This is a genomic window from Vibrio sp. Y51_MX_L26 (genome assembly GCF_024181935.1).
Taxonomy (GTDB): Bacteria; Pseudomonadota; Gammaproteobacteria; order Enterobacterales; family Vibrionaceae; genus Vibrio; species Vibrio diabolicus.
Genome location: NZ_JAMZAS010000001.1, coordinates 1,252,737 through 1,265,749, shown reverse-complemented (window position 1 = coordinate 1,265,749; position 13,013 = coordinate 1,252,737). Strand labels below are relative to the sequence as shown.

At 45.2% G+C, this 13,013-nt stretch carries 15 protein-coding genes; 7 read left to right on the top strand and 8 right to left on the bottom strand.

Annotated features, from left to right (window positions below):
- Positions 1-26: 26 nt before the first annotated feature.
- Positions 27-248 (bottom strand): hypothetical protein, encoded by a 222-nt coding sequence (locus tag NL645_RS05485; RefSeq protein ID WP_005481464.1) that lies wholly within the window; start codon positions 246-248, stop codon positions 27-29.
- Positions 249-371: 123 nt separating this feature from the next.
- Here NL645_RS05485 and NL645_RS05480 point away from each other — a divergent pair, with 123 nt between their 5' ends.
- Entirely contained in the window at positions 372-899 is a 528-nt protein-coding gene (locus NL645_RS05480) for a TetR/AcrR family transcriptional regulator (RefSeq protein WP_046873835.1), read from the top strand.
- 44 nt (positions 900-943) lie between these two features.
- Here the strand turns inward: NL645_RS05480 and NL645_RS05475 are convergent, their stop codons facing one another.
- The gene (locus tag NL645_RS05475) at positions 944-1,894 is read right to left on the bottom strand and encodes a helix-turn-helix domain-containing protein (RefSeq protein ID WP_046873834.1); all 951 of its coding nucleotides are present in this window, start codon (positions 1,892-1,894) and stop codon (positions 944-946) included.
- 184 nt (positions 1,895-2,078) lie between these two features.
- Between NL645_RS05475 and NL645_RS05470 the strand changes: the two genes are divergently transcribed.
- The 4 genes from NL645_RS05470 (at position 2,079) to NL645_RS05455 (ending at position 7,026) form a co-directional block, all read left to right on the top strand.
- Positions 2,079-3,491, top strand: a complete 1,413-nt coding sequence (locus NL645_RS05470) for an ethanolamine ammonia-lyase subunit EutB (RefSeq protein WP_046873833.1) — start codon at positions 2,079-2,081, stop codon at positions 3,489-3,491.
- Positions 3,484-4,368: an ethanolamine ammonia-lyase subunit EutC gene (gene eutC, locus NL645_RS05465; RefSeq protein WP_046873832.1), complete on the top strand. Its 885-nt coding sequence runs from the start codon at positions 3,484-3,486 to the stop codon at positions 4,366-4,368. Before NL645_RS05470 ends, eutC begins: the two co-directional genes overlap by 8 nt.
- An 11-nt stretch (positions 4,369-4,379) precedes the next feature.
- Positions 4,380-5,783, top strand: coding sequence for an ethanolamine permease (eat, locus tag NL645_RS05460; protein WP_253651361.1), 1,404 nt, complete (start codon positions 4,380-4,382; stop codon positions 5,781-5,783).
- 187 nt (positions 5,784-5,970) lie between these two features.
- Positions 5,971-7,026: a nitronate monooxygenase family protein gene (locus NL645_RS05455; protein ID WP_046873830.1), complete on the top strand. Its 1,056-nt coding sequence runs from the start codon at positions 5,971-5,973 to the stop codon at positions 7,024-7,026.
- Positions 7,027-7,088: 62 nt separating this feature from the next.
- Here NL645_RS05455 and NL645_RS05450 read toward each other — a convergent pair whose 3' ends face one another.
- The 3 genes from NL645_RS05450 to NL645_RS05440 all read right to left on the bottom strand — a co-directional run bounded on the left by NL645_RS05450 (position 7,089) and on the right by NL645_RS05440 (position 9,713).
- A complete protein-coding gene (locus NL645_RS05450; protein ID WP_150917093.1) occupies positions 7,089-8,489 on the bottom strand; it encodes a fructose-specific PTS transporter subunit EIIC in 1,401 nt (466 codons plus the stop codon).
- Between the two features lie 11 nt (positions 8,490-8,500).
- A complete protein-coding gene (locus NL645_RS05445) occupies positions 8,501-8,941 on the bottom strand; it encodes a PTS sugar transporter subunit IIA (RefSeq protein ID WP_025787941.1) in 441 nt (146 codons plus the stop codon).
- Between the two features lie 298 nt (positions 8,942-9,239).
- Positions 9,240-9,713: a peptide-methionine (S)-S-oxide reductase gene (locus NL645_RS05440; protein WP_134646420.1), complete on the bottom strand. Its 474-nt coding sequence runs from the start codon at positions 9,711-9,713 to the stop codon at positions 9,240-9,242.
- A gap of 193 nt (positions 9,714-9,906) precedes the next feature.
- On the opposite strand from NL645_RS05440, the gene NL645_RS05435 reads away from it, so the two are divergent.
- Positions 9,907-10,296, top strand: coding sequence for a VOC family protein (locus NL645_RS05435; RefSeq protein ID WP_017189619.1), 390 nt, complete (start codon positions 9,907-9,909; stop codon positions 10,294-10,296).
- Positions 10,297-10,387: 91 nt separating this feature from the next.
- Entirely contained in the window at positions 10,388-11,128 is a 741-nt protein-coding gene (locus tag NL645_RS05430; protein ID WP_006741337.1) for a DNA-binding transcriptional regulator YciT, read from the top strand.
- 3 nt (positions 11,129-11,131) lie between these two features.
- Here NL645_RS05430 and NL645_RS05425 read toward each other — a convergent pair whose 3' ends face one another.
- From NL645_RS05425 to NL645_RS05415, 3 genes are read right to left on the bottom strand one after another with little or no spacing between them, the layout of a single operon-like run.
- A complete protein-coding gene (locus NL645_RS05425; protein ID WP_253651360.1) occupies positions 11,132-11,488 on the bottom strand; it encodes a VOC family protein in 357 nt (118 codons plus the stop codon).
- 31 nt (positions 11,489-11,519) lie between these two features.
- Positions 11,520-12,173: an isochorismatase family protein gene (locus NL645_RS05420; RefSeq protein ID WP_053808096.1), complete on the bottom strand. Its 654-nt coding sequence runs from the start codon at positions 12,171-12,173 to the stop codon at positions 11,520-11,522.
- Positions 12,174-12,205: 32 nt separating this feature from the next.
- Positions 12,206-12,931 carry an NUDIX domain-containing protein gene (locus tag NL645_RS05415; protein ID WP_005373953.1) on the bottom strand — a complete coding sequence of 242 codons (726 nt, stop codon included), beginning with the start codon at positions 12,929-12,931 and terminating at the stop codon, positions 12,206-12,208.
- Positions 12,932-13,013: the final 82 nt, after the last annotated feature.

Below are 13,013 nucleotides of genomic sequence, written 5' to 3'. Positions count from 1 at the left end.
TAACCTTGCCAACGTTTCTCGCGCACTCATGCCTTTTTCGAGGTGGTATGTGATGGACTGACCCCAAAAAGTTCCTCAAGCAGCATGGCTTTGAGTTCTGCTCTGACTTCTGCCCCACCGATTAACGCCAAAAGTGCGAGCCCACCTGGGATGAGAATCACCATCAATATTGGTCTTAAAATATAAGAAAAGCAGAATATGGTCGGCAAGAAAATCAATCCTTGACCTAGTTTGTTTAATACGTACATGAGCGATTCCTTTTGTTTTTATATAAAATTGAGCGTGCTCATTTTTATAATTGAGCGCGCTCAATTTGTCAATGTCAGCCGCTCAAGGTATGATCCTTTCAGGCTCATTAAGCAGATACATCAATGACGAAGCGACAACAAACCAGAGACAAAATCCTAAAAGCCGCGTGGGCATCTTTTGCTCAGAATGGCTATGACATGACGACCACAAGGCAGATTGCGAGAGAAGCAGGAGTCGCCGACGGTACGGTGTTCAGCCACTTCCCGACTAAACTGTCGATTTTGCGCGAAGGGATGCTGGCGCAACTGCAACAGATCAGCCAAGAAACGCTAGTCAGTGTGGAAGGTAAGACAGATATCGACATTGGTTTGGCGCTGACGGATAAATACTATCGCTACTATTTTGCGAACGTCGAGCTGAGCCGAGCCTTGTTGAAAGAGGTGATTTGGGATTTGGATTATTACCAGTCGTTTAACCAAGCTTTGTTTGAATCTTCAAGCGGAAGCTCTGTTCTTGAAGACAAGATGCCGTTGATTTTTGACTGTTACTTCATGACGCTAATCGCACATTTGAGCCGTGCAGAACCGGATGTTGAAGCGGCACTTGAAGACCTTCATGCTAAGTTTCAGAAAATCATTGCGACTACATAAAATAGCCCCAACGCAGGAGCTGAAAGGATATACTGCCTGTCATTTTATTTGCTGGACTCCCATTTTCTCGTTTCAGTTGGCGTCTCACCAAATAGCCGTTTGTAGCTTTGACTGAACTGCCCGAGATGGAAAAAACCAAAGTCAAAAGCGATTTCTGCAATTGTTCGATTATCTTCAGGGCATTGTAGCACTCTGCGTACTTGATTCAGGCGCATTCGATGTATGAACTGCTTTGGGGAAGTATTACAGCAATGTTCAAAGGTGTACTGCAGTGTGCGACGACTGACGTGCACAGCGTCACACAGTTCACTGACGGTGATCGGAGTTCGGTAGTCTAAGTCGTGTAGCTGTTGCTTTATGCGGCGCATCACATGCTGACGATGAGAGATTGATATCGGGTGGCTTGCGCTTGGTGAACTGATTGAGAACAGTTCGAGTACGATGTCTTTTAAAACCACCTGATGTGTGCTGTCAGACCATCGCGACTCAGTGGGACCGAGCAAAGTACCCAAGTAGAATTTAAGTTGTTGAATGTGCTTTTCTGTTGGTCCCGCTAAGTGCGGTGTGTTGCAGCCGATACCGTCTAGCTCGAGCTGTTTTTCTATGATTTGAACCAGTTTTCTGTCGAGTACTATCCCATAGATAGAAAACTGTTCAGGTGTCATTAACTCAAAATCTGCACCACCTTGTCTAAGCAAAAGCTGGCTTGCATTAAACTTGCTGTGATTTAGGTGTAGCGGCTTATTTTCCGCACTCAAACCCAACCAAATACCTCCCTGTTCAACCCTGCATTGCTGTCTTAGTGAGCGGTTACTGTCTTCTCGAAATACATGGAAATTGGGAAATCGTCGTTCTCGAATTTGACCTAAAAATCGGCCATCGCTGAGTTGATCGTATTCCTGTTGCCAGTTTATTAGGCTTGCAGCTTGTTGGTTTGCATCCTTTGTGTGATGGATGCACAGCATTGGTGCGGTTTGGGGTGTTTGGTCACTCATCCTTGTGATGCTCATTCCTTTTTTGTGAGTCATGTTGGAGCAGTTTTTATGTAACTCATTGTTTATTAGTGTTTTATAAATGTTGCCAGTTTTTGATAACGCTACGGAACACATTTGGCAATACTTTCTTAAAGCTTATTGATAGTTCAGCAAAAAGCGAACCAAATAGTGAAGAGGAAGAGCAATGACGGCAACTTATCGTCGGCAACAAGGAAGTAAAGTCTATACCTTTAAGTCATTAGCTGACTTGATGGCGAAAGCGACACCGGAGCGATCAGGCGATGCGTTAGCTGGGGTTTGTGCTCAGTCAGCGGCAGAACGTGTAGTCGCACAAATGGCGCTGTCTGAGTTACCACTTAAAACGTTTCTTAACGAGGCGGTTATTCCATACGAAAGCGACGATATCACTCGCCTAATTATCGATACGCATGACCTTGAAGCCTTTAAACCGATTGAGCACTTGACGATCGGAGATTTTCGAAATTGGCTGCTGAGTGAAGAAGCCGATGGTGAAACGTTGGCTAAAATTCGTCAAGGTTTAACACCAGAAATGGTGGCCGCAGTCAGTAAGATTATGCGCAACCAGGATTTGATTCTCGTTGCTAAAAAATGCCAAGTTGTCACGGCTTTTCGGAATACGATAGGTTTGCCGAGTCGCCTGTCTACTCGCTTACAGCCGAATCACCCCACTGATTCTCTCAACGGTATCGCAGCGACCATTTTTGATGGTCTGATGTACGGAAATGGCGATGCGGTTATCGGTATCAATCCGGCAACAGATAATGTGCCTCAAGCTATTAAGTTAATGAACTTAATGGATGAGGTGATTCAACACTATCAAATACCGACTCAGTCTTGTGTGTTAACTCATGTCACGAACACGATCGAAGCCATTGAAATGGGTGCACCAGTCGATCTCGTTTTTCAGTCGATAGGCGGCACGCAAGGAACGAATGATACCTTCGGAATCGACTTGTCGATTTTGAAAGAGGCCCATGAAGCCGCGTTGTCTTTGAATCGAGGTAGTGTAGGAAACAATGTGATGTATTTTGAAACCGGACAAGGTACAGCGTTGTCTGCGAATGCATTTCATGGGGTCGATCAACAGACTTGCGAAGCTCGTGCTTATGCTGTCGCGAAACAGTTCGATCCTTTGTTGGTTAATACAGTTGTTGGGTTTATTGGCCCAGAGTACCTGTTTGATGGCAAACAGATCATTCGTGCTGGGCTTGAAGATCATTTTTGTGGGAAGCTGCTTGGTTTACCCATGGGTTGCGACATCTGTTACACCAATCATGCCTATGCCGATCAGAATGACATGGATAATTTGCTGACACTGTTAGGCGTGGCCGAGTGCTCTTTCATCATGGGTATTCCAGGGTCTGATGACATCATGCTCAACTATCAAACTACCTCATTTCACGATGCCCTTTACGCAAGAAAAGTACTCGGTCTGAAGCCAGCTCCAGAGTTTGAACAATGGTTAATGGAGATGCAGATTTTCGAGAGCGTGCAAGACGTTCGGTTAAGTGAGCAAATCTCTCGCTCGTTTTCGGGAGCAATTAATCAACTGAATAAGGGGTATTCTCATGGGTAAAGTGATCACCATTTCTCAGTCCACACAAGACGAGTCTGAAGTTGTCACACACAACCCTTGGGGCAAGTTACGCGACTTCACCTCTGCTCGGATCGCTCTGGGTCGCAGCGGGAACAGTGTACCAACCAACGAGTTACTCTCATTTCAGCTGGATCACGCCCAAGCTATGGATGCAGTGCATTGCAGTTTGAATATTGAGTCTCTCGTTGCTGGTTTGTCGGACTCTTACTCGATTCTTGAAAATACCTTAGAGCCTCCAGTGGTAGTGAGCAGCCAAGTGAGTGATCGGCTTATGTACTTGCAAAGGCCCGATTTAGGACGGCAGCTCGATGAATCTTCTTGGAAAACGCTCAACTCGATAGCAAATGAGCATAACACTGACATTGATCTTGCGATTGTTATTGCTGATGGACTTTCTTCCGTCGCAATTCAAAACCATGCCGTGCCTGTTGTTACTCGATTGATTTCTCTTTTAAGCGCTGATGATGAACATCAATGGAAATTCGCACCTATCACAATCGTAAAGCAAGGAAGAGTAGCTGTAGGGGATGATGTTGGTGAATGTTTTAACGCTAAGGCCGTGCTGGTTTTAATTGGAGAGAGGCCAGGTCTAACTTCTCCGGATAGCATGGGTATGTATCTCACTTGGGGGGCTAAACGAGGCTCTAAAGATTCCCAAAGAAACTGCATTTCCAATGTGCGCCCTCAGGGGCTCAATTATGACGATGCCTGTGAACGCGCATTTTACTTGCTCAAGGAGGCTCGAAAATTACAACTGTCAGGAGTGAACCTGAAAGATCGCTCCGACATCAATGAGCCAGGTGGCGCAAGCGTTGAAGATAAACACAGCGACAACTTTTTAATTTCATCAAAGTAGAAGGATTTACTATGTCTAAACATCAGGAGTACTTGGCCAAAAGGCAGCTAAAAAGAGGCACCGCAGGTTGGATTTTACTTGCTGGCTTAGGTGTCTCGTATGTTATATCTGGTGACTTCGCCGGTTGGAACTTTGGCATCGCTCAAGCAGGATGGGGAGGCTTTCTTATTGCTGCTATCGCGATGGCAGTAATGTATTTCACGCTAGTATTGTCTTTAGCTGAAATGTCTGCGGCTATTCCTGCTGCGGGTGGTGGTTACAGCTTCGCAAGACAGGCGATGGGGCCGACAGGAGGCTTTTTCACGGGCTTATCAGTTTTGATTGAATATGCGCTCGCACCTGCTGCGATAGTAATTTTTATTGGCTCAGCAGTGAATGAATTGATTGGTATCGATGGCCCTGTTGTTTACGCACTTTTCTACGCCGTCTTTATCGCTATTCATATGGCAGGGGTTGGCGAAGCTCTCAAAGTAATGATGGTCATCAGCGGTTTGGCTGTGCTAGCTATTCTAATCACTACTGCTGTGCTTATTGGTCACTTTGATGTTAATAACTTATTCGATATTGCTCCGGCGACGGCTCAGGCAACAGAAATCTTGCCGTTTGGGTGGTATGGCGTATGGGCTGCGTTGCCATTTGCAATGTGGTTGTTTCTTGCGGTTGAAGGTGTACCTTTAGCGGCAGAGGAGGCAAAAAATCCGGCAAAAGATGTTCCAAAAGGCATCATTGGTGCGATGTTGTTTTTATTACTAACCGCAACTCTGGTAGTCGTTCTTTTGGCTGGTGCGGTTGGTTCAAAGGTCATAGGCGATAGCGCGGTGCCATTAGTTGACGCGCTGAAGCTTACAGGCAATTCAACGATAGCAATGGTCGTGAACTTACTTGGATTGGCAGGTCTTATCGCTTCTTTCTTCTCTATCATTTATGGTTACAGTCGCTTGGTGTTTGCGCTTTCCCGCGCGGGTTATTTGCCGCAAACTTTGTCATTAACCAGTGACAAAAAAGTGCCTTCTCGTGCGCTTTTGGTTCCGGGAGTTTTTGGGTTCTTGGTTTCTCTTACGGGGGAGGGGGACTTAATCTTGGCGATGGCTGTTGTCGGTGCGACGGTATCGTACGCATTAATGTCCTTGAGCCATATTTTATTGCGAATTAAACAGCCGGAGTTAGCTCGCCCATATAAAACGCCTGGCGGGATAATTACTTCGAGTATTTCTCTGGTGCTTTCTTTGATCGCAATGACAGGTGTTTATGCTTTTGATCCCTCAGCCTTTTTCATGACAATGGGATTGTTTCTTATCGGTGGTGTTTATTATGGGTTGTACAGCCGCAACAAATTGATTGCAGCAACCGCCGAGGAAGAGTTTGCCATGCTTTCTGTTGCAGAATTAGAGCTTGAATCAGATGTAGCACGATAGCCATTTCAATTATTGTTCGCCACTACATCAAGGGAGCCATGTGCTCCCTTTGTCATTTCTATCAAAAGTGCATAGCGCACAAATGCATCACTTTAACTTTATAAGTGATTAATCATGTGAAAGTCTAGTCTGGATAACTATGGAGCACAGCCACCACTGGTATAGTTTAAGTTTTCAAGGAAGGATCATGAAAAACAACGCATTTAATACACTTTTTGGAACAGAGTTACCGATTATTCAAGCACCAATGGCCGGCGTGCAAGATAGCCAAATGACCATAGCTGTCAGTAATGTTGGCGGGCTTGGCTCGTTACCTTGTGGAATGCTGAATAAAGACGCCATCGTTAAAGAACTTCAACTTATTCAACAGGCGACCAATCGACCGTTCAACCTCAACTTCTTTTGCCATGAGATGCCGGAATACGACGCCAACAAGCACGAAGAGTGGCAAAAAACGCTGCAACCGTATTTTGCTGAAGTTGGTGCAACCGTACAGGAGCAGCCAAACGCTCCGACAAGAATGCCTTTCAATCATGATATTGCTGACGCGATTGAACCATTTGCACCGCCAGTGATCAGTTTCCACTTTGGTTTGCCAACCGATGACTTATTAGCGCGAATTCGAGGCTGGGGAGGGAAGATCCTTTCGACAGCAACCACGGTGGATGAAGCACTTTGGCTGGAAGCAAAAGGCGTTGACGGTATTATCGCCCAAGGCTTGGAGGCTGGTGGACACCGAGGCATGTTTTTATCGGATGATTTAACTACTCAATTAAGTCTGATGGCGTTATTACCACAAATCTCCAAACGGGTGAATTTGCCTGTTATTGCTGCAGGCGGAATCGCTGATAGAAGCGGTGTGGAAGCCGCGTTGAGATTAGGAGCGAGTGCCGTTCAAGTTGGCAGCGCCTATTTGTTGTGTGATGAGGCAAAAACCTCGTCTTTACATCGATATGCGATTGCCAGTGAGCGCGCGCAGCATACGGCGGTGACTAATGTTTTCTCGGGCAGACCAGCACGAGGCATTGTGAATCGCGCGATGTCGGAGCTAGGCTACATCTGTGAGTCTGCGCCGAAATTCCCATACGCCTCCATTGAAATGGCTCAACTAAGAGCGCTTATGGAAAAGCAAAACCGAGATGAATTCACACCGTTGTGGTGCGGACAAAATTCGTCGGGTTGCAAAGAAGTTTCGGCGGCAGAAATGACACTGTCATTAGTGGAAGGGATTGATTTGAATTGACTTATTCTATAATAAATAGAGCCCTTTGGGGGAAAGGGCTCTTAGGGGGAGGAGCTTAAGGTTTAAGCTTTCACAAGAGTCGCTGCGTTACGCATCGCTTCTTTCGTTGAACACTCAACAACGTTTGCTTTTGCAAAGCGGTGAGCGTCTTTTACTTGGATATCGTGAGCTAGAATAACCAGCTTCGCGTTTGCTACATCTAGGTCTGTGATGCGGTTCTGGATACCGTTTTGACCTTGAGTTTCTACTTTGATTTTCAGACCCGCTGCTGCACCTGCTTTCTCTAGTGCTTTCGCAGCCATGAATGTGTGTGCTACGCCAGATGGGCAACATGTTACTGCTACGATGTCGTACTCGCCTTCGCCTGCTGCTGGAGCCGCTTGAGCTTGCGTTGGTGCTGCTTCTGCGATTTCGTCTTCTGCTTCTTCTTCAGCAACTGGTTTCCAGAAGCCAACGATAACTGCTGTTGTTAGTGAGCCTAGTGCGATACCTACAACGTACATTGGGATGTTGCTTGATACAGGAGCTGTGATTAGACCGCCCCATGGTGCGTGTAGTAGTACGTCTGTTAGGAAGCCGAACACACAGCCAACGATACCACCAGCAACGATTGAAGGAAGAACGCGTACAGGGTCGTTTGCTGCGAATGGGATAGCACCTTCAGAGATACCGATAGAACCCATGATTGCTGCTGCTTTACCTGCTTCTTGCTCTTGCTTAGTGAACTTCTTCTTGAATAGGAATGTTGCTAGTGCCATACCTAGAGGAGGCGTACAGATTGCGATACCAACACCACCCATTAGCCATGGTTGAGTATCAACTTGAGTTTGAGCGAATAGCGTTGCTACTTTGTTGATTGGACCGCCCATATCGAATGCAGTCATACCACCAAGAATCGTACCTAGAACCACTTTAGAAGCGCCAGCCATAGAAGCTAGGAATTCGTTCATAGAAGCCATGAAGATCTTGATTGGCTCACCGATACCCCATAGAACGATACCTGCAGAGATAAGCGTACCAACAAGTGGGTAGATGAAGTAAGCGCCCAACGCAGTCATGTTAGCAGAAAGAGGGATCTTCTTAAGTTGTAGAACTACACCACCAGCGATAAAACCAGCGACGATACAACCTAGGAAGCCGCCGCCCATGTCAGCCATGATGCCAGAAGAGATCATCGCTGGCGCTAGTGCTGGTTTGTCTGCAATTGAGTAACCGATGAAGCCACCAAGAATAATTGGGAACAACACCAGACCTTTAATACCGATATTAGAAATATCCGCCAATAAACCGTCCGCAGGAACCGCACCTTTACCTGATGCCATTACCGCCAGCGCCAGTAGTACACCACCCGCAACGATAAATGGCAGCATGTGAGAAGTACCGAATAAAAGGTGACCTTTCATGGTACTTAGGAGTTTTTTGAAATCGCTATTATTGCTAGCTTGAGCTGTGATTGTACTCATAATTTCACGCCTTATGAATTAATTAAAATATTTAGTATTTGGTTTTCGTCTTTTGCGTTATGAATATCTTCAATAAACTCTTCGCTAAATTTTCCGAATAATTCTTGAAGAACATAAATATGGTGGTCGGCACCGTTATCAGGTGAAGCAATCATGAAGAATACGGTCGGTTTGACTCCCTCTTCGTCGCCATACTCGATGCCTTCGCGCTTTACGCCAACAGCGATTGCAGGCTCTGTAACCGCTTTGCTTTTTGCGTGTGGGTAAGCGATGCCGTCCATTGAAGTCACGCTTAATACTTCACGTGCTTCGATGTCGGTTAAAAAAGCCTCTTTGCTGCTGATTCGATTATTTTCGAATAGCATTTGTGCTAGCTCTTCAAAGACTTCTTTTTTATTATTTGCTTGAAGGTTGCCTTTAATTAAATTGACGTTTGTTAGTTCTGTAATCATTTTGTGACTCATTGGTACTGAAGTAATGAGTCAAATTTAATTAATGAAGTGGTTTTCGGAAATAGTAAAAAAAAACCAATAACTATACTTTTGTATCACTCAATCTTAAGTGTGATAGCCGTCATTAATAATGCGGAATATTATAAAATTTATTATGTGATTTATATTCCAGTTATTTTGAAATAAATAACTAGACATGAAAATGAACTGGAGGAGGATCAAAGCCCTGGTTAGGATGCAAAAAGAGGCGTTGCGCCTCTTAGTTTGAGATAATAGAAACAGCGATAAAGGCTGGCCATTAATTTTTATATTTATGCAGCAAATCTAACGGGATATGGCAGTAGTCATTTGGAAAGCGCGTGAGTCGGTCTTGGTGCTCATCATCACTTGGCACGTAGTTTGTGAGTGGCAGCACTTCTACGGCGATTTTATCGGCATCCGGTCTTGCTGCGATAAACGCTTTAGCAATAGTTAGGTGTTGCTCGTTTTGGCTATAAACACCGGTACGGTACTTTTCACCTACGTCTTCACCTTGTTTGTTAACGCTGTGCGGGTCGATGATCTCAAACAGATACCCCATCAAAGTTTCAACCGAAACCAGCTCAGGGTCGAATTGGGTTTTCACGCATTCTGCGTAACCATCGTATTCGGATTGAGTGTTATCCGTCGTGCCATTTGCTCGTCCTGCTTCGGTGCTGATTACGCCGGGAAGGTGGCGCATAAATTCTTGAACGCCCCAAAGGCAGCCGCCTGCGAAGTAAATCTCTTCCATCATTTTATCCTGTAAAACTTTGCGCCATTATGGACATCACTTTCGCTCAAACACAACTCCAACCATAGATTTAATGACTCATCGATGAGCAGTTCGGACATAAAACAGGAACAACTCGGTGATGATTTGCTCTCTTTTTTGTGCTGCTTTTCCTCGTTAGATTGAGCGCAGTTAAGAGCTAAGGGGAACCCTAATGAAAATTGAACATATCGCGATTTGGACAGAACGTTTGGAAGAGTTAAAAGCCTTCTATGAGAAATATTTTAACGCGGTGTCTAACGATAAATACCACAACCCAACTAAGCAGTTTTCATCTTACTTTCTTTCGTTTGAAAGTGGAGCGCGATTGGAGTTAATGTCGATGGAAGGTGTGACCGCTTGTGAAAAATCTCATGCGATGCAGGTAACAGGATTAGCACACTTTGCCTTCGCTTTAGGATCAGAGCAGGCGGTGGATCAATTAACCAAAACCTTAGTAGATGATGGCTACCAATGGATCGACGGTCCGAGACAAACGGGTGATGGTTATTACGAAAGCTGCATCTTAGATCCGGACGGCAACCGTCTTGAGCTTACGGTGTAACGCGACTTAGCTTATTTCTATCGTTCACAGGCTGCTTTCATATGAAAGTATTCGGGCGTATACTGCAAGCTCATTAATAAGGAGTGAGCCTGTGAACCCAAGACAAAATGAAATCCTGCAATTAGTGAATGATCGTAAACGCGTTCAAGTCACGGAGCTTTCTGACATTATCGGCGTGTCGGGCGTGACCATCAGGCAGGATTTGAATTTTCTGGAGCAACAGGGCTATCTAAAGCGCGTACACGGCGCAGCTACCGCATTGCAAAGTGATGATATTGATACCCGATTAGAAGTCCGTTTCGATATTAAACAATCACTTGCAAATAAAGCGGCAGACTTGGTCGCGCCAAGTGAGACAGTGCTGATTGAAGGTGGGAGTGCAAACGCATTACTGGCTCGCACTTTAGCTGAACGCGGCGATGTGACCATCATTACTCCATCGGCGTACATCGCCCATCTCATCCGTAACACCTCAGCTAACATCATCTTGCTTGGTGGTGTGTATCAGCATCAAGGTGAGAGCTTAGTTGGACCATTAACCAAGTTGTGTATTGAGAACATTCACTTCAGCACGGCTTTCTTGGGTATCGACGGATTTCACCAAGACACTGGTTTTACTAGCCGAGACATGATGCGTGCCGACATCGCAGAGGCCATTCTGGCAAAGAATAGACGTAACATCGTACTGACGGACTCCAGTAAGTTTGGACAGATTTATCCTTCTTCAATTGGCAATACCAACGAAATATCGGTGTTATTAACCGACAAAGCCGCTCCGAAAAGCGACCTTGAGCAAATCAAAAAGCTAGGTGTGGAAGTGGTGTTGGGGTAAGTACTAATGGCTCTCCGACCATACTGCGAATTCATTTCCACTTGGTTCGGTGAAGTGGAATCGGCAGCCGCCGGGAAATTCGAAAATAGGGCGGATAATTTTTCCACCATGCTGCTCAACTTTTATCTGCGTGGCTTGAATATCTGAGCTATAAAACACTAAAAGTGCGCCACCATTTGTGGTTTGGTTTACAAACTCAGATTTGAAGAATCCGCCATCTAACCCTTGTCCTGAAAATGCAGAGTATTCAGGACCATAATCGATAAAGGTCCAGTCAAAGGTACGCTCAAAAAATTGTTTTGTAGCGTTAATATTGGTGGAACCAAATTCAACGTAGTTTAACTTCTCGTGTTGATGCATGGTGAAATCCCTATCCATTTGTTTCTTGCCTCTAGGCGAATTTTTCTACGATGATGTCATCCGCTTTTTCGACAAATAATGCGCCTTGATCCTTGAGCTCTGTCAGCACATTTTCAATATTATCAGGCAGCACTGCGCGAGTTGAAGCAAGGTTGACCACCACATTGTAGCCAAGATCCAGTGCTTGCATGACGGATTTCTTCACACAAAAATCTAGCGCGAGACCACCGATCACTAGAGTATCAATCCCGTTGAATTTTAGAAATTCATGTGCGCCTGTCGTTTTAGTATCGGCAATATCATGGAAAAAAATACCGTAAGGGTGCGCGTCAGGATCCATGCCTTTATTAACTTGAAAATCGTAGTCCAACACGGGTGGTAAACCGTCTAGCAGTTCAGAACCTGTTGTGCCAAGCACACAATGGCGGTTCCATTTTATATCCACATTGGGTAGACCGACGGGTTCAAGCATGTTGGCTGGTGTTTCTGCATCCCATTTTGCTTTCGGTGGGTGCAAGTCACGGCTCACCAGTTTTAATCGGCCTTTGGCATGATTACTCAGAAGCTCCGGTACGATTTCCAACGCACCTGCAACGGGTAGTTCATTTGGACATAACTCACTAAAGCCTTTCTCTGGATCAACGTCGATCACTGCTGTAGTTTGATAGTTTACTCGAACAGTCATGGCAGACTCCTTGTCTGTCTGATTGCCTGCGTTTATCCACGCAAACAGTTTTGAAAAAAGGTTACTTCGTCGCTGGTCAGCGTATATACCATTGCGGGTTTTCCACCTTTGCCTTTGTTGGTAGAAGCGACTTTATTGGTGGGTTTTAGTACGCCTGAATCTATCAAGCGGCGCTTAATCGTCATTCGGCTAATATCAATACCAAACTCTTGATAAGCAGAAATGATGTCGGCAACCAAAAACTCTTTGTCTAATGCAAACAAAAGAACCGATGTGTATTCAATGGATGCACGAAGCTTCTGCCACGCTTTTTCAATGGTTTTTTGATGGTCAAACGCGAGAGTCTCTTCTCCATTGAGTATAGCCTGTAGCGAAAACCATTTAAGTTGGCACTCTGGTACACCTGCATTGTTGATTTGCTCTACATTGTTACGATCGACCAAGGCGTAGTGCGTAATGTTTAAGCTCCAGTCTTCTGGATCACGCTTGGGATCGCCGTCGATAAAAGCTTCACTAAAGTGACGAGGGTAAGTATGGATTTTCTCGCGGCAAATTCGGCGACGCGCCGCCTCAAAGTTTTCATCGGCCGGGCGTCCTCCTTCACTGGTTAAGTCTTTATCAAAGACAAATCCGCCCGGTAGTGCCCAGACTCCATGGTATGGCCGATTTGGATTTGAACGTTTAATCAACAACACTTCCAATCCCTTATCGGCACAGCCTGATAGCCTGAATGGAATAATGTCGACAGATACGATCATGGTTGGGTCCTAATATTGATTTGTAAGTAATCTAGCGCATAACAAGTGGTCAATCAATGGGTAAGTAACGAGTTGTGCGAAA